Source organism: Pseudomonas sp. Z1-12 (assembly GCF_051132015.1).
GTDB lineage: Bacteria > Pseudomonadota > Gammaproteobacteria > Pseudomonadales > Pseudomonadaceae > Aquipseudomonas > Aquipseudomonas zanjanensis.
The window spans coordinates 2,261,291-2,278,412 of sequence record NZ_CP071647.1; the positions used below are offsets into that span (position 1 = coordinate 2,261,291).

The 17,122-nt window shown below is 61.9% G+C and carries 14 protein-coding genes; 2 read left to right on the forward strand and 12 right to left on the reverse strand.

Translation table 11 applies throughout. The annotated features are described in order from the left end of the window. Position 1: 1 nt before the first annotated feature. The gene (locus J3P85_RS10075) at positions 2–1,609 is read right to left on the reverse strand and encodes a carboxyl transferase domain-containing protein (RefSeq protein WP_411385120.1); all 1,608 of its coding nucleotides are present in this window, start codon (positions 1,607–1,609) and stop codon (positions 2–4) included. 11 nt (positions 1,610–1,620) lie between these two features. Beyond that, positions 1,621–2,784 carry an isovaleryl-CoA dehydrogenase gene (locus J3P85_RS10080; RefSeq protein ID WP_250965215.1) on the reverse strand — a complete coding sequence of 388 codons (1,164 nt, stop codon included), beginning with the start codon at positions 2,782–2,784 and terminating at the stop codon, positions 1,621–1,623. A 316-nt stretch (positions 2,785–3,100) separates the two neighbouring features. Between J3P85_RS10080 and J3P85_RS10085 the strand changes: the two genes are divergently transcribed. After that, entirely contained in the window at positions 3,101–4,798 is a 1,698-nt protein-coding gene (locus tag J3P85_RS10085; RefSeq protein WP_434705679.1) for an AMP-binding protein, read from the forward strand. 654 nt (positions 4,799–5,452) lie between these two features. On the opposite strand, the gene J3P85_RS10090 is transcribed toward J3P85_RS10085, so the two are convergent. The 3 genes from J3P85_RS10090 to J3P85_RS10100 form a co-directional block, all read right to left on the reverse strand. Continuing rightward, positions 5,453–6,352, reverse strand: a complete 900-nt coding sequence (locus J3P85_RS10090; RefSeq protein ID WP_434705680.1) for a hydroxymethylglutaryl-CoA lyase — start codon at positions 6,350–6,352, stop codon at positions 5,453–5,455. A 156-nt stretch (positions 6,353–6,508) separates the two neighbouring features. Next, positions 6,509–6,910, reverse strand: a complete 402-nt coding sequence (locus J3P85_RS10095; RefSeq protein ID WP_186730703.1) for a MerR family transcriptional regulator — start codon at positions 6,908–6,910, stop codon at positions 6,509–6,511. Between the two features lie 187 nt (positions 6,911–7,097). Beyond that, entirely contained in the window at positions 7,098–8,027 is a 930-nt protein-coding gene (locus tag J3P85_RS10100; protein ID WP_003200002.1) for a LysR family transcriptional regulator, read from the reverse strand. A 177-nt stretch (positions 8,028–8,204) separates the two neighbouring features. Between J3P85_RS10100 and J3P85_RS10105 the strand changes: the two genes are divergently transcribed. After that, positions 8,205–9,434: an acyl-CoA dehydrogenase gene (locus J3P85_RS10105; protein WP_434656871.1), complete on the forward strand. Its 1,230-nt coding sequence runs from the start codon at positions 8,205–8,207 to the stop codon at positions 9,432–9,434. A 276-nt stretch (positions 9,435–9,710) separates the two neighbouring features. Here the strand turns inward: J3P85_RS10105 and J3P85_RS10110 are convergent, their stop codons facing one another. The 7 genes from J3P85_RS10110 to J3P85_RS10140 all read right to left on the reverse strand — a co-directional run bounded on the left by J3P85_RS10110 (position 9,711) and on the right by J3P85_RS10140 (position 17,122). Further along, a complete protein-coding gene (locus tag J3P85_RS10110) occupies positions 9,711–10,580 on the reverse strand; it encodes an isocitrate lyase/PEP mutase family protein (RefSeq protein ID WP_250964608.1) in 870 nt (289 codons plus the stop codon). Positions 10,581–10,753: 173 nt separating this feature from the next. Continuing rightward, the gene (astA, locus tag J3P85_RS10115) at positions 10,754–11,788 is read right to left on the reverse strand and encodes an arginine N-succinyltransferase (RefSeq protein WP_434571162.1); all 1,035 of its coding nucleotides are present in this window, start codon (positions 11,786–11,788) and stop codon (positions 10,754–10,756) included. A gap of 61 nt (positions 11,789–11,849) precedes the next feature. Next, positions 11,850–12,866 carry an arginine N-succinyltransferase gene (locus J3P85_RS10120; RefSeq protein ID WP_186730701.1) on the reverse strand — a complete coding sequence of 339 codons (1,017 nt, stop codon included), beginning with the start codon at positions 12,864–12,866 and terminating at the stop codon, positions 11,850–11,852. 111 nt (positions 12,867–12,977) lie between these two features. Then, entirely contained in the window at positions 12,978–14,327 is a 1,350-nt protein-coding gene (locus J3P85_RS10125) for an APC family permease (RefSeq protein WP_434705681.1), read from the reverse strand. 65 nt (positions 14,328–14,392) lie between these two features. Further along, entirely contained in the window at positions 14,393–15,145 is a 753-nt protein-coding gene (locus J3P85_RS10130; protein WP_186730699.1) for an N-formylglutamate amidohydrolase, read from the reverse strand. Then, the gene (locus tag J3P85_RS10135; protein WP_434705682.1) at positions 15,129–16,481 is read right to left on the reverse strand and encodes a glutamine synthetase; all 1,353 of its coding nucleotides are present in this window, start codon (positions 16,479–16,481) and stop codon (positions 15,129–15,131) included. Before J3P85_RS10135 ends, J3P85_RS10130 begins: the two co-directional genes overlap by 17 nt. Next, the gene (locus J3P85_RS10140; RefSeq protein ID WP_434705683.1) at positions 16,478–17,122 is read right to left on the reverse strand and encodes an isochorismatase family cysteine hydrolase; all 645 of its coding nucleotides are present in this window, start codon (positions 17,120–17,122) and stop codon (positions 16,478–16,480) included. The genes J3P85_RS10135 and J3P85_RS10140 overlap by 4 nt, the downstream gene beginning before the upstream one ends.

Consider the following 17,122-nt stretch of genomic DNA (forward strand, 5'->3'; position numbering starts at 1 on the left):
TTTACATCCGGAACACGCCGAAGCGGCTCGGTTCGATAGGCGCGTTCAGTGACGCGGACAAGGCCAGGCCCAGTACATCGCGGGTCTGGGCCGGGTCGATGACGCCGTCGTCCCACAGCCGTGCGCTGGAGTAATAGGGGTGACCCTGTTCTTCGTACTGATCGAGGATCGGTTGCTTGATCTCGGCTTCCTGCTCGGCGCTGAAGGGCTGGCCACTGCGTTCGGCTTGTTCACGCTTGACTTGCACCAGCACGCCGGCCGCCTGCTCGGCCCCCATCACGCCAATTCGCGCGTTCGGCCACATCCACAGGAACCGCGGATCATAGGCGCGGCCGCACATGCCGTAGTTGCCCGCGCCGAAACTGCCGCCAATGATCACGGTGAATTTCGGCACCTTGGCGCAGGCCACCGCGGTCACCAGTTTTGCGCCGTGCTTGGCGATGCCACCGGCTTCGTATTTCTGCCCGACCATGAAACCGGTGATGTTCTGCAAGAACAGCAACGGGATCCCGCGCTGACAGGCCAGTTCGATGAAGTGCGCGCCTTTCTGCGCAGCCTCGGCGAAGAGGATGCCATTGTTGGCCAGGATTGCGATCGGGTAGCCGTGCAAATGAGCGAAACCGCACACCAGGGTCGTGCCGAACAGCGCCTTGAACTCATCGAACACCGAACCGTCCACCAGGCGCGCGATCACTTCCCGCACATCGAACGGCTGCTTGGCATCGGCCGAAACCACGCCGTACAGCTCATCGCTGCAATACAGCGGGGCGATGGGCTGGCGACGCTGCAACTCACCGAGTTTGCGCCAATTGAGGTTGGCCACGCTGCGCCGGGCCAGGGCCAGGGCATGTTCGTCGCTGTCGGCATAGTGATCCGCCACGCCGGAAATCTTGCAGTGCACATCGGCGCCGCCCAAGTCTTCGGCGCTGACCACTTCACCGGTGGCGGCTTTTACCAAGGGTGGGCCGGCGAGGAAAATCGTCGCTTGCTGGCGGACCATGATCGCCTCGTCCGCCATGGCCGGCACATAAGCGCCGCCAGCGGTACAGGAACCCATGACCACGGCAATCTGCGGGATACCCAGGGCACTCATGTTGGCCTGGTTGAAGAAGATCCGGCCGAAGTGCTCGCGGTCCGGGAACACTTCATCCTGGCGCGGCAGGTTGGCGCCGCCTGAATCCACCAGGTAAATGCACGGCAGGCGATTCTGCTGGGCGATGGTCTGGGCGCGCAGGTGTTTTTTCACCGTCAACGGATAGTAGGAGCCACCTTTGACCGTCGCGTCATTGGCGACAATCATGCATTCGACGCCTTCCACGCGGCCAATGCCGGCAATCACGCCGGCCGCCGGCACGTCTTCGCCATAGACTTCATGGGCCGCCAATGGACTGATCTCCAGGAACGGCGAGCCCGGATCCAGCAATCGGTTGATGCGCTCACGGGGCAGCAATTTGCCTCGCGAAGCATGCCGTTCCTGAGCCTTGGGTCCGCCGCCCTGGCGAATGTGCGCGAGCAGGGTGCGCAGGGCTTCGACGTGTCCGAGCATCGCATCGCGGTTGGCGATGAACTCCGGGGAACGTGGGTTGAGCTGAGTATGCAGCGTGGCCATGGTCAGCTCCGTTAGCGGGTTTCGTTGAACAGTTCGCGGCCGATCAACATCCGACGAATCTCACTGGTGCCAGCACCAATTTCATACAGCTTGGCGTCCCGTAGCAGACGACCGGCGGGGAATTCATTGATGTAGCCATTGCCCCCCAGGATCTGGATCGCGTCGAGGGCCATTTGCGTGGCGCGCTCGGCGCTGTAGAGGATCACCCCGGCGGCGTCCTTGCGGGTGGTTTCGCCGCGCTCGCAAGCCTGGGCCACCGCATACAGGTAGGCGCGGCTGGCGTTGAGCTGGGTGTACATGTCGGCGACCTTGCCTTGGATCAGTTGGAATTCGCCGATGCTTTGGCCGAACTGTTTGCGGTCGTGGATGTAGGGCACGATCAGGTCCATGCAGGCTTGCATGATCCCGGTCGGGCCGCCGGACAGCACCACGCGCTCGTAGTCGAGGCCGCTCATCAGGACTTTCACGCCACCGTTGAGGGCGCCGAGGATGTTTTCTTCCGGCACTTCGACGTCATCGAAAAACAGCTCGCACGTGTTGGAGCCGCGCATGCCGAGCTTGTCGAACTTGTTGCTGCGGCTGAAGCCTTTCCAGTCGCGCTCGACGATGAAAGCGGTGATGCCGTGGGCGCCTTTTTCCAGGTCGGTCTTGGCGTAGATCACGTAGGTGTTGGCATCGGGGCCGTTGGTGATCCAGGTCTTGCTGCCGTTGAGGACGTATTTGTCGCCGCGCTTGTCGGCCCGCAGTTTCATGGAAACCACGTCGGAGCCGGCGTTCGGTTCGCTCATCGCCAGGGCGCCGATGTGTTCGCCGCTGATCAGTTTGGGCAGGTACTTGGTTTTCTGTTCGTGAGTGCCGTTGCGGTTGATCTGGTTCACGCAGAGGTTGGAATGGGCGCCATAGGAGAGGGCGACCGAGGCCGAGCCGCGGCTGATTTCTTCCATCGCCACCACGTGGGCCAGGTAGCCGAGGCCAGCGCCGCCGTATTCTTCCGGTACGGTGATGCCCAGCAGGCCCATGTCACCGAATTTGCGCCACATGTCAGCGGGAAACAGATTGTCGATATCGATCTGCGCTGCGCGAGGCGCCAGTTCGGCCTTGACGAAGGCTTGCACCTGGTCGCGCAACATGTCGATGGTTTCGCCGAGGGCAAAATTCAGGGATGGGTAGCTCATGGGACACCTTTGGCTTTTTTATCGGGTGCGGAGAGCGGGAAATGCTCTACCTTTACGTTAACGTAAGCCTGCGACGAGAGGCTGTCAATCGCCCTTTACGTTAACGTCAACTTAGGCCAGAGTACGGGTGTTTTTGATCAGCTTTTGTGGCGAGGGAGCTTGCTCCCGCTCGAGCGCGCAGCGGTCGTATCTTGTGGACGTTTGATTTCGATGACGACTGCTTCGCAGCCGAGCGGGAGCAAGCTCCCTCGCCACAACGGCATTTGTGCATGAGGTTCCACCGCTACACCCACTAATAAAGACAAGAGGGGGCGTCATGGATCAACCCGGTTCGCATTCGCAGCTCAGCTACACCCGCGGCTCGCAGGACAAGGCCTTGCTGGCACAAACCATTGGCGAGGTTTTCGACCAGACCGTGGCCCGTTATCCAGAGGGCGAGGCGTTGGTGGTTCGTCATCAATCGTTGCGTTACACCTGGCGGCAACTGGCTGAGGCCGTCGACCTGCACGCCCGGGCCTTGTTGGCGCTGGGCTTGAAAACCGGCGACCGTCTCGGCGTGTGGGCGCCCAATTGCGCCCAGTGGTGCATCAGCCAGTTCGCCAGTGCGAAGATCGGCGTCATTCTGGTCAATATCAATCCGGCCTATCGAGTCTCCGAACTCGAATACGTGCTCAAACAGTCCGGATGCCAATGGCTGGTGTGTGCCGGAGCGTTCAAGACCTCGGACTACCACGCCATGTTGCAAGCGCTGGCACCGGAGCTGGCGGAGCAATCGATCGGCCAGCTGCAGAGCGAACGCCTGCCGGATTTACGCGGTGTAGTCAGCCTCGATCCCCACCCCCCGTCAGGCTTTCTGCCTTGGTCACAACTGGCCGCCCTGGGTGCGGCGGTGGCGCCAGGACAACTGGCCGAGCGCCAATCCAGCCTGCACTTCGATCAGCCAGTGAATATCCAATACACCTCCGGCACCACCGGCTTTCCCAAGGGTGCGACCCTCAGCCACCACAACATTCTCAACAACGGTTACATGGTCGGCGAAAGCCTGGGCCTGACGGCTGGCGACCGGCTGGTGATCCCGGTGCCGCTCTACCATTGCTTCGGCATGGTCATGGGCAACCTGGGCTGCATGACCCATGGCAGCACCATGATCTACCCCAACGATGCCTTCGACCCGTTGCTGACGCTAAAAGCCGTGGCCGAGGAAAAAGCCACCGCGCTGTATGGCGTGCCGACCATGTTCATCGCCCTGCTGGACCAGCCGCAGCGGGGCGACTTCGACCTGTCCAGCCTGCGCACGGGCATCATGGCTGGGGCTACATGTCCGATCGAAGTGATGCGGCGGGTCATCAACGAGATGCACATGGCTGAGGTGCAGATTGCCTACGGCATGACGGAAACCAGTCCGGTGTCGTTGCAGACCGGTCCTTCAGACGAACTGGAGCTGCGGGTGACCACCGTCGGCCGCACCCAGCCACACTTGGAAAGCAAGATTATCGATGAGGCAGGCCAGGTCGTCCCGCGTGGCGCGGTCGGCGAATTGTGCACCCGTGGCTACAGTGTGATGCTCGGTTACTGGAACAACCCCAAGGGCACCGCCGATGCCATCGACGCCCAGGGCTGGATGCACACCGGCGACCTGGCGACCATGGACGAACAGGGTTACGTCTGCATCGTCGGGCGCAACAAGGACATGATCATTCGTGGCGGGGAGAATATTTACCCGCGCGAGCTGGAGGAGTTCTTCTTCACCCATCCGGCGGTGGCGGATGTGCAAGTGATCGGCATTCCATGTTCGCGCTATGGCGAAGAAATCGTGGCATGGATCAAGTTCCACCCCGGCCACAGCGCCTCCGAGCAAGCGCTGCAAGCCTGGTGCAAGGAACGCATCGCCCATTTCAAGACGCCGCGTCATTTCAAGTTCGTCGAAGAGTTCCCGATGACGGTCACTGGCAAGATCCAGAAATTCCGCATGCGCGAAATCAGCATCGAAGAACTGCGTGATAGAGAAGGCTGAGCAAGATCCCCTGTGGGAGCGGGCTTGCCCGCGAAAGCGGTGTGTCAGTCGACATTGATATTGACTGTCCGGGCCCCTTCGCGAGCAAGCCCGCTCCCACACGAAAAACCCAAACGCCAGACAGCACAAAGGGGAGCCGAAGCTCCCCTTTAATTTTGTCGTCGCGTGCTCTTTTTTTATTATTGAGGGGCGGCCTGTTGTTGTTATTGGCAGCCGTGGCCCTTTACCGCTGTTTTTGGCGATCCCCATCCGGGATCAAGAGCAAACGTATTTTTTTGAGCGCTGATTTGCTTTTTCGCTTTGCGATCCAACCGATTCGGGAGCTACCTGAAGGTAGTTTTATTGTTCTCTGCCCGGTTGCGGGTTGCTCCTGGAAGCACCCTGAAAAGCCCATCTTCTCCAAAAAAATCTGTTAGCTGCGTCTCTGCCGTGTTGTTTTTGTTATGTCAGAGTCGTTTCGTCTTGTTTTTATTGGGTTTGCTGCGTTTTTTTATTCTTGTTATGCCAGAGATATAGCAGGCGGCGTGCCAACTTTTAAAATTCTATATGAATCAATAGGTTGTGATTTTCAGCTGAAAAACCTGACGGACCAAACCTGACAAATTGTTTCCGTGTTACTCGTTTCGCCGCTGTTACAAAGCCAGCGGTAACACCTCACTGTGCGCTACGGGCCTTGGCCACGCGCGAACCGCTGGGGCGGCCGAGCACGTCACAGATTTGCCGCCCCGCGGCGATCAATGCGTCCAGGTCGACACCGGTTTCGATACCCAACCCATTGAGCAGGTAGAGCACGTCTTCGGTGGCGACGTTACCGCTGGCGCCCTTGGCGTACGGGCAACCGCCCAGGCCGGCGATGGAACTGTCGAACACCGCGATGCCCTCCAGCAGGCTGGCGTACACATTGGCCATGGCTTGGCCGTAGGTGTCGTGGAAATGTCCGGCGAGTTTGTCCCGCGGCACTTCGGCGCCCACCACCTCGAACATCCTGCGGGTGGCGCCGGCGGTGCCCGTGCCGATGGTGTCACCCAGGGAGACTTCGTAGCAGCCCATCGCATACAGCTCCCGAGCGACCCACGCGACCTGCTCAGGCTTGACCGCCCCTTCATACGGGCAGCCCAGCACGCAAGAGACGTAGCCGCGCACACTGACGCCGTGCTGTCTGGCGGCGTCCATGATCGGCGCGAAGCGTTCCAGGCTTTCCTTGATGGAGCAATTGATGTTGCGCTGGGAAAACGCTTCGGACGCGGCGGCGAACACCGCCACTTCTTTTACGCCCGCCGCCAGTGCATCTTCGAACCCCCGCAGGTTGGGCGCCAGGGCGCCATAAGTCACACCGGGCTTGCGCTGGATCTGCGCGAACACCTCGGCGGACCCGGCCATTTGCGGCACCCACTTGGGCGAGACGAAACTGCCGACTTCGATGTAACCCAGGCCGGCGGCGCTCAGGGCATCCACCAGGCGCACCTTGTCGGCGACGCTGATGGGCTGGGCTTCGTTCTGCAACCCGTCGCGGGGGCCGACTTCGATCAAGCGTACAAAGGAGGGGAGGGACATGGGGAGTGACCTGTAATGAGTTGCCAAAATATCGAGAGCGATGATGTCCCCCTGTGGGAGCGAGCTTGCTCGCGATAGCGTCGGATCAGTCGCCATTGATATTGGCCGGTCTACCGCTATCGCGAGCAAGCTCGCTCCCACAGGGGGCATGTCGTGTTACTGGGCGATTTCCTCGCCCTTGAGCGTCTGCTCCAGCGCCTGGATGCAACGTTCCTCGGCGGTGTCGAGTTCCAGCTTCATCTGTTCGATGTCCAGCAATTGCTGCTCGAGCTGTTCCCGGCGCTCGGCGATTTTTGCCAGCATGCTGTGCAGTTGTTTCTGGTTGCCGCTGGTGGGGTCGTAGAGTTCGATCAGCTCGCGGCACTCAGCGAGGGAAAAACCAATGCGCTTGCCACGCAGGATCAGCTTCAGGCTGACCTTGTCCCGCGGCGAGTAAATGCGCTCCTGACCCCGTCGCTCCGGGCTCAACAGGCCTTGTTCTTCGTAGAAACGGATGGCCCGTGTCGTGATATCCAATTCGCGGGCGAGGTCGGAGATGCTGTAGGTCTGGCTGCTCATGGAAGCGCTCGAAACGAAAGGGTTGGCGCTAAGCTAAAGGCAGGTTGACGTGCGCGTCAAGCAATGCGGTTCTTGCACATAAAACCTGTGGGAGCGAGCTTGCTCGCGATGACGGCGGCACATTCAACATGAATGCAAGCTGATCCACCGTTATCGCGAGCAAGCTCGCTCCCACAGTTTTGATCTCCTAAACCTTGTCGAGCTTCTTCTCATGAGCCGTCACCTGCTGGCACAGCTCGATCATCTGCTCGCGCATCCAGCGGTTGGCCGGGTCCTGGTCGGTGCTTTCGTGCCAGTAGAGATGGGTTTCCACCGGTGGCACGTCGTTCACCGGGAGCAGGAAGGCGTGCAAATCGTGACGCCGGGCAAAGCGCTCGGGGACGGTCATGACCATGTCGGTCTGCTGCAGCACTTGGGAGGCCATCAAGTAATGCTGGGAGCGCAAGGCGATCTTGCGTTGGATGCCCATCTTGCCGAGGGCCAGGTCAACGTAACCCAGGCCGTTACGGCGGCTGGAAATGTGCACGTGGGTCTGGGCCAGGTAATCGTCGAGGCTGATCTTTTCCTTGCCCGCCAGGGGATGGCCCTTGCGCATGGCGCATACGTAGCGATCTTCCATCAACTTGACGTGGCGCACCTGCGGGTCGGTGTTGAGCGGCGCGTCCACGGCGAAATCGAGGCGGCCGGCGGCCAGTTCCTTGGTGGTTTCACGGCGCTTGGACAGGAAACTCTCGATCGCCACGGTCGGCGCCAGGCGGCGCAGGCGTTGAAACAGCAGCGGCAGGATCACGCCTTCGGTGAGGTCGGTCATGCTGATGCGATAGGTCTTGACGGCCTGCAGCGGGTTGAAGATCCGGCTTTCCTGCACTGACACCCGCAGCAGTGACAAGGCGTTGCGCACCGGGCCGATGATGTTCTGGGCCATGGGCGTCGGCACCATGCCTTGGGCGGTGCGTACGAAGAGGGGGTCGTTGAAGGTCTCGCGCAGACGGGCCAGGGCATTGGACACGGCTGGCTGAGTGATGCCGACGATCTGCCCGGCGCGGGTCAGGTTGGCTTCGGTGTAGATCGCATCGAAGACAATGAAAAGGTTGAGGTCGACCTTGCTCAGATTCATGGCGCTGCACTCTTGTTCTTGGGCTTGTTGTGAGGTGCCGGGTGGCGATGAGAATCAGTGAAACATATATCGGTGATGAATGTTAATACACGCCGAGAATAGGTTAGGTAAATTTTCGTAGCTGAACTAGCATCGATTTCATGACCTAAAACAACCTCTGCCAAGAAGGTGCTGCTCATGGATTTTGCCTATTCCCCCAAGGTTCAGGAACTGCGTGAACGCGTCACAGCGTTCATGGACGCCTACGTCTACCCGGCCGAAGCGGTGTTCGAACGACAAGTGGCCGAAGGCGACCGCTGGCAACCCACGGCCATCATGGAAGAGCTCAAGGCCAAGGCCAAGGCAGAAGGCCTGTGGAATCTTTTCCTGCCGGAGTCCGAGCTGGGCGCCGGCCTGACCAACCTGGAATACGCGCCGCTGGCAGAGATCATGGGGCGCTCGTTGTTGGGGCCGGAGCCGTTCAACTGCTCGGCGCCGGACACCGGCAACATGGAAGTGCTGGTGCGCTACGCCAATGAAGAACAAAAGCAACGCTGGCTCGAACCCCTGCTGCGCGGCGAGATTCGTTCGGCCTTTGCCATGACCGAGCCGGACGTGGCTTCTTCGGACGCCACCAATATGGCCGCCCGCGCCGAGCGTGACGGCGACCAGTGGGTGATCAATGGCAAGAAATGGTGGACCTCAGGCGCCTGCGATCCGCGCTGCAAGATCCTGATTTTCATGGGCCTGAGCAACCCCGATGCACCACGGCATGCCCAGCATTCGATGATTCTGGTTCCGGTGGACACTCCCGGGGTCAAGATCGTCCGACCGCTGCCGGTGTTCGGCTACGACGATGCGCCTCACGGCCATGCCGAGGTGCTGTTCGATAACGTGCGGGTGCCGTACGAAAACGTCCTGCTGGGTGAAGGCCGTGGCTTCGAGATTGCCCAGGGCCGCCTCGGCCCGGGCCGGATCCACCACTGCATGCGCTCCATCGGCATGGCCGAGCGCGCCTTGGAATTGATGTGCAAGCGGGCCATCAGCCGCACCGCTTTCGGCCAGCCGTTGGCGCGCCTGGGCGGTAACATCGACAAGATCGCCGACTCGCGGATGGAAATCGACATGGCGCGCCTGCTGACGTTGAAGGCGGCGTACATGATGGACACCGTGGGCAATAAAGTGGCGAAAAGCGAAATCGCCCAGATCAAGGTCGTCGCGCCGAACGTGGCTTTGAAGGTCATCGACCGGGCGATCCAGATCCACGGTGGCGCTGGGGTTTCCAACGATTTCCCGCTGGCCTACATGTACGCCATGCAACGCACCCTGCGCCTGGCCGACGGCCCGGATGAAGTCCACCGCGCCGCGATTGGCAAGTTCGAGATCGGCAAGTACGTGCCCAAGGAAATGCTGCGCAGCGGGCGCTGAAGGTTCGTCATGCTTGCACCGCTATCGCGAGCAGGCTCGCTCCCACAGAGTTTGTTGGACGACCGCAGCATTGGCGTTCACCGCAAGCTTCTGTGGGAGCGAGCTTGCTCGCGATAACGTCGTATCAGCCAGCATCAATGTCGCCTGGTACACCGCTATCGCGAGCAAGCTCGCTCCCACAGGAATGGACGTGTGGGCCAGATATACGTCTCGCCGCAGACCCACTGTGGGAGCGAGCTTGCTCGCGATGACGGCCTCCAGGACAGCTGAATCAGCTTACTCCTTGACGCTCATGTATTCCTCGGCCCAGCGGATGTAGTCCTCGGGCTGGGTGTAGGTGTGCGTCAGTTCGGTGGCGCTGAGGTCCGAGGCCTGGGTGAAGATCTGCCGTTGCTCGCGAAGGCTGTCGTAAGTCGCCTTGATCGCGGCGAAGTAGGCGCCGTGGCCGTCGATGGTCACGCGCACGCCCAGTTCGGCCAGGCGCTTGTCGTCGCGCAGCAACGGGTTGCCATAGGTGACAAGCATCAGCGGCACCGTCAGGTTTTCGCTGATTTTCTCCAGATGATCGAAGTCTTGCACGCCCACCATGCAAATCCCGTCCGCCCCGGCACGTTCATATTGCTGGGTCCGGCTGATGATTTCCTGCACCGGCAGGATCCCCGCGTTAGTCCGGGCGATGATCGCCATTTCCGGATCGACTCGCGCTTCCAGCGCCGCGCGAATCTTGCCGACGCCCTCGGCCACGCCGATCAAGTCGGTGGATTTACGCCCGAACTGGGCCGGCAGCAAGGTGTCCTCGATGGTCAACGCCGCAACGCCGGCTCGCTCCAGTTCGATGATGGTGCGCATCACGTTCAGGGCATTGCCATAGCCATGATCGGCGTCGGCAATGAACGGCAGTTGGGCCACGCGACCGATACGGGTGGCCTGTTCGGCAAATTCGCTGAGGGTGATCAGGGCGAAGTCCGGCGCGCCCAATACTTGCAACGACGCCACCGAGCCTCCGAGGATGCCGACTTCAAAACCCAGGTCGGCGGCAATGCGCGCCGACATCGGGTCAAACACCGAGGCGGTGTGGTAGCAGGTCTTGGAAGCCAGTAGTTGACGAAAGTTACGACGCAAATCTTGATGGGAAAGCCTGGACATATGAGTTCCACCAATGGAATGGAAAGGCTTGAGCAAAAGTGTCAACGCCGAAAGATCCAAAGGCTATCACGTGGCAAGCGCAAAGATGATGACGAATGCGTATGGACGATGCCGTTATGGCATCAGCGCAACGGTCCCAGGTCCCGAAGGCCGGTAGCCGACGGATACGCGGGCTATGCCGCCACCGCCTGTTGTCCCTGCCTGGGCAATGCCACGGCGCGCACGGTGTCACCCGGTTGCACTTGCAGGCGTTTGGCGATGAGGCGATCGACCACCAAGGTGTGGCCATGCAAGTGCGCGCGGGCGCTGGTCACACGGCAGTTTTCCAGGCGCCGGTTGTGGATCAGCCAGACCGGAGCGCGTTCATCCGGGGTGCCAATGGCCAGGGTCAGCGCCTGGCTGTCGCGTACGCTGCGGATCTTCGACACCGGCGCCTCGATCACCGGGCCACCGTCAAAAATGTCGATGTAGCCCTTATGGCTGAACCCCTCGGCACTGAGGATCTTCAGGGCCGGCTCGGTGTTCGGGTGAGCCTTGCCGATCACCGCCTGGGCCTGTTCGGTGAGCAGGCAGGTGTACAGCGGCTGGCGTGGCATCAGCTCGGCGATGAACGACTTGTTGCCCATGCCGGACAACTGGTCGGCGTAGCTGAAATCCTTCTTGAAAAAGTGCCGTCCCAGGCTGTCCCAGAACGGCGAACAGCCTTGTTCGTCGGCGTGGCCCCGCAGTTCGGCGATCAGTTTTTCGCCGAACAGATGGGGAAACTCGGCCACGAACAGCAGGCGTGCCAGGGACAGCAAGCGGCCGTTGTGGCCGTGGCGTTGCTCGGGGTGCAGGAACAATGAGCAGATTTCCGATTGCCCGGACATCTCGTTGTTGAGAAACAGCGTCGGGATCTGTCGTTGGATGCCCAGCTCCGGCGCCGAGCTGACCGTGACCCCGACCCGATAGTTGTACCAGGGCTCACGCAGTCCCACCGCCCCGGTCAAGGCGCTGATGCCCACCACCTGCCGGTCGTCGTCTTCGAGCACGAACAGGTAGTCGGCGTCGGCGCGTTCGACTTGCCCGGCAAAGGTCCGCTGGGCCCAGCGAACACGATGGGCGAGGCGCTCTTCGTTGGCCGGCAGGCTGGTGAACCCGGGCCCCGCGCAACGGGCCAGGTCCAGCAAGGCAGGCAGATCGGTGATGGCCACCGGACGAACAATCATGCTGCAGCTCCTTTGTCGTGTCGGTCCAAACGTCGGTGCAAGCCATGGGTTCGAATGAGGCTCATAGGGCAACCACCCGGATCCGCGCGCCGTCCTGGATGTCCAGGGCGGTCAGCATGGCGGGTGACAGGGCCACCGGGCCGTCGGCGTTGACGTCCAGCTCGGCAATAATGGCCCGGTAGCTGCCCAGGTGCTCGTTGCTCACCAGGTACAGGCCGCGGGCGTCAATCTGCAGGCTCTGCCTGGCGGTGGTGAGGCGACTTTGCGTGATGGAACGGATATGGGCGATACGGGCATGCAAGGTCGGCCCGCCGTCGAAAATATCGACGTAGCTGTTGGTTTCGAAACCCTCGCGCTCGAGGATATCGAAGGCTTCCTGGCCGTCGGGATGCACTCGGCCGATGCAGGCCTGGGCCGCTGGCGGGAGCATGGGCACGTAGATCGGGTACTGTGGCATCAGTTCGGCGAGAAAGGTCCGGCTCTGCAAGCCACACAATCGTTCGGCTTCGACATAGGGCAGGTCGAAGAAGTGCTGGCCGATGGCGTCCCAGAAGGGCGACTGGCCGTCTTCGCTGCTGAAACCGACGATTTCAGTGATGACCGATTCGGCAAAGCGCTGGGGGTGGGCGGCGATGAACATCAGCCGGGCCCGGGACAGCAGCTCCGATGCCGGCGTGCGCACCCGCTCGGCGTCAATGTGGAAGCCACGCAGCAGCGTCTGCCCGTTGAGGTCCTGGCACAACGACAGCGCGGGCACGCCATGCTGGATGTTCAGCTCCCGGGACTCGCTGGAAAACGGCCGGTTGCGCAGGCTGTAGAACGGCTCGTTGCAACCGGTGCTGGAGAGGATCTCCGAACAACCCACCAGGCGCCCGGATTCCAAGTCCTGCAGGACGAAAAAATAATTCTCCGCCCCCGGCCCCTGCACATCGGCTGCGAACGAAGCGCACGAGTCGAGGATTTTTTCCTCAAGACGCCCGGTATCGTCCGGCAGCGACGTGACGCCCACCAGGCTGTCACGGGCCAATTGTTGCAGTTGCGGCAGATCGGCTAATTGAACTGGACGTAAGGCCAGCATGGATTGCACTCCTGTTCCAGGGAGCCCCGTGACTGGCACCGGGCTTGACGATCACTGTCGATGTCCACGCGTTTTAACCACGGCTGGCCGAACCCTTTCGACCGCCGCCCCTCATTGACCTGCCGGATCGGGCAGGGCGGTACGACTGCCGAATTTGTTGAGCAGGCACAGATAGACCACACCCGCGGCAATCCAGATCAGGCCGAGTTTCTGCGCAGCCACGCCCATGTTGTACATGATGGCCGCGACGATCACGAAGCCGACCAGCGGGCAGATCACGTGGCGAATCAGTTGGCCGGACTGTTGGCGGCGCCAGTAATGGTTGATGACCGTGATGTGCAGCAACATGAAGCCGCTCAGGGCGCCGAAATTGACCAGGGAGGTGAGGGTGTCCACGGCGTTGATGAACAGGTAGCAGATCAGCAACGACAGCACCGCCACCAGATAGATGCTCATGTAGGGGGTGTTGTGTTTCGGATGGACCTTGGCCAATACCTTGGGCAACTGGCCGTCCCGGGCCATGCCGAACAACAGGCGCGACACCGCTGCCTGGGAGGTGATCGCCACCGCCACGCCCCAGGCCAGGGCCGTGGCCACCGCGGTCAAGGTGGCCAGCCAACTGCCGGCCGCCAGCTCGGCGATTTCATAGAACGCGGTGTCGGCGGATTTGAAGCCCATGCCGGCCGCCAGGTCGGTGGCGATCCAGGTCTGCACCACGAAAATCGCCCCCATCACCAGCAAGGTCACCAGTGCCGCCTTGCCGACGCTGCGCCCCGGGTCACCCTTGACCTCTTCAGCCAGGGTGGAAATGGCGTCGAACCCCAGGAACGACAGCACCGCGATGGACACGGCTTGCATCAGCAGGGCGAAGTTGAAGTGTTCCGGGCTGTACAACGGCGCCAGGGTCAGTTGGCCGTTACCGGCCCCACCCTGCAGGGCGTTCCAGGCGTAGAACAGGAAAATCCCCAGCACCACCAGCTGTGCCAGCAGGAAGATGATGTTCATCCGCGCGGTGAAGGTGATGCCCCGCAGGTTGACGAAGGTCGCGCTCACCAGGAAGGCCAGGATGAAACCGACCTTGGGAATGTCCGGGTACAAATGGTTCAGCGCCATGGCGGCGTAGACATAGAGCAGTGGCGGGATCAGCAGGTAATCCAGCAGCATCAGCCAGCCGGCAATGAACCCGACGTGTGGGTTAAGGCCCCGTTGCGCGTAGGAATAGACCGAACCTGCCACCGGAAAGGCCCGGGCCATGCTGCCGTAGCTCAACGCGGTAAACAGCATCGCCACCATGCCGATGATGTAGGCCAGCGGTACCATCCCCGGTGCTTCGGCGTTGACGTAGCCATACACGCCGAACGGTGCGATGGGGATCATGAAGATCATCCCGTAGACCACCAGGTCTGTCAGTGACAGGCCGCGTTTCAATTCCTGTTTGTAGCCAAATGCCTCGATGCTCATGAGCCGTTTTCCTTTTCAGCTGTGTGGGTTGCGCTTGCTTGCTGTCTGTCGCTGGAAGCCTGTCGCTACAGCAGGGGCGCCAGGTAGGCGCTCCAGGTCCGTACCGATTCGGGGCTGCGCAGTTGGTCGTTGCGCACTTCGATCAGCACCGAATCCAGGCCACGGCCATCGCCGTGCACCGGGACTGTCATGTCGGTCAGGGGGTTGATCTTGTAGGGCTGGTTGCCCGCTGCCCGCAGCGAATGCCGGCTCAGCCCGTCGACGATGTGCTGGGCGTATTCCTTGGCTTCGCCGAACAGCACGCCGGCTTCCAGTGCGCGTGGCTGGCCATAGAACACCGGGGTGAAACTGTGGATGCCCACCACGCGCACCGGCCGGTTGGCCGCCAGGCGCTGGTCGATCAACGCTCGCAACCGATCATGGAAGGGATGGAACAGGCACTGCTGGCGATATTCGCGGGTGGCCTCGTCCAGATCGTGGTTGCCCGGGACCTGGTAGATCTCGCTCTGGGCCGGAATGCTGTCGGGCACGTGCAGCGGGCGGTTGAGGTCGATCAACAGCCGTGAGTAATTGGCCGACAGCAAGGTCGCGCCGAGGGTTTCGGACAGGCGTTCGGCCAGCAGCAGGGCGCCGATGTCCCAGGCGATGTGTTCCTGGGACGCGGTTTCATCCAGGCCCAGGTCGTTCAGCGCCACGGGAATGAAACGGCTGGCGTGTTCGCACACCAGCAGCACCGGGTGGTCGGAGTCTTCCCGGGTCAATCGATAGGCTGGCCTGGTGTAGAGGCCCGTTTCAGCACATTCAATAGATTCGTGCATAGTGCTCGCAACGCTCGACAGGTGAGAGCGCCTGGGTCAAGGCCAACTCCTGGGCCTTCAAGGCGAAATAGGTTTCGACCAGCGGGCCGGGCAGGGTCTCGAGCAACGCCCCGCTGTGGCGCAGGCAGTCCAGTGCCTGTGCCAGGGTTGTCGGCAGGGCGATAATGCCACGGGCGCGGCGTTGTGTTTCATCCAGCTCATCGGGTATTTCATCGGTGACCGCCTGCAATGGCAGCCGTTGCTGGATGCCCAGCCGCCCGGCAATCAACAGCGCGGCCATCGCCAAGTGCGGCGAGGCGGTGGCGTCCATGGCGCGGAACTCCAGGTTGTACTGGTTCGCCAGTGGTTTCCCGCCGAGGCTCACGGTGGGGCAGATGCGCAGCGCCGCTTCGCGGTTGCGCTGTCCCAGGCACGCATAAGAGGCGCTCCAGTGATGAGGTTGCAGGCGCTCGTAGGACAGCGGCGTCGGCGCGGTCAGCGCACACAGCGCCGGCAGATAATGCAGCACACCCGCGGCCCAATGCTGGCCGAGGCTGGACAAGCCATTGCTGCTGGCGGCGTCATGCAGCACCGGATCCGCGCTCAGGTTCTGCAGGCTCAGGTGCAGATGCACGCCGTTGCACACGGCATGTTCCGAGGTCTTGGGGGCGAAACTCACGTCCAGGCCCATCTGCCGGGCGATCTCGCGGGTGATTTCCCGGACGTTCACGGCCCGGTCGGCAGCGGCCACGCCCAGGGTCGGGCGGCAGGTGATTTCGTATTGCTGCTTGCCATATTCCGGCAGGAACATTTCCGGTTCGACGCCGCCGGCCCGCAGGGCACTGAGCAACCACCCGGCAAACCCCGCCTGCTGGCGCTGGGCCTGGAGGCTGAAGGCCAGGCGATCAGGCTGCGCAGGGGTGGCAGCCAGGTTGAACTCATGCTCGAAGGCGGCGAAAACTTGCAGGCCCAGTTCGCTGCGATAACGCTCCACTTCATCCTGCAGCAGCGTGCGCGGACAGGCGCTCCAGGGCCGGCCGTCGGTCTCTCGAATGTCGCAATGGATGAAGTCCAGGGCCGGCGCCTGGGCGTCGGGGCCATTGCTGACGGTCACCCGGCTGGACAGGTCCGGTACCAGCCGCAGGTCGCCATAGGCGCCCCAGGGGCTGGTCGAGGCGATGATGTCCTGGGGCGTCAACGCGCTGTTGGCCGGCACCCAGCCACAGCCGGCAGCGACGTAGTGGGGCAATTCATCGCTGGGAAACGAGCGCCCACGGGTCACGCCGATCAGGTCGGTGGTCACCAGGGTCGTGACCGGCAGGGGGGCGAGGAGGGCGGCGGCATCGGGGCGGCTCATGGCTGCATCTCCTGCAGGCGAGCGAGTACCGTGTCGGTATCGGTGATCCAGCAGTAGCCCTTGATCGCGTTCAGGCACGCCAGGTGCCGTTGTTCGGTGTAAGTGGCGCAGGCATCTTCCACCAGCGTGACCAGGTAGCCGCGGTCGGCGGCGTCGCGCACGGCCATGTCGACGCACTGGTCGGTGACGATTCCGGCGACGATCAAGTGCCGGGTCTCCAGGTTGCGCAGCACGTAGTCGATGTTGGTGGAATTGAACACCCCGGACGAGGTCTTGGGCAGCACGATTTCGTTTTCCTGCGGCGTCAGCTCGGCAATGATCTGCGCTTCAGGGCTGCCCTTGGGCAGGTGCATGTCCGACAGCTTGTGATCCAGGGAGCGGTCGCGGCCATCGGCGGTGAGGCTTTCGATGTGGGTGTGCAACACGTTTTGCCGCGCCTCTCGCATGGCGTTGAGCAAGCGCTGCTGGTTGGGAATGACCTGCTGGCGGGCCCGCTGGAGGAAATACGCGGCCTCGGGGCTGTGCAGGTGGGCATCGAATTGCGGTTCCAGCCAGGCGCGTTGCATGTCCACCAACAGCAATGCCGTGTGTTGGCGGGTGAACGGCAGATCCCGGGGCGAGCGGTGGGGGAGCGAGAACAT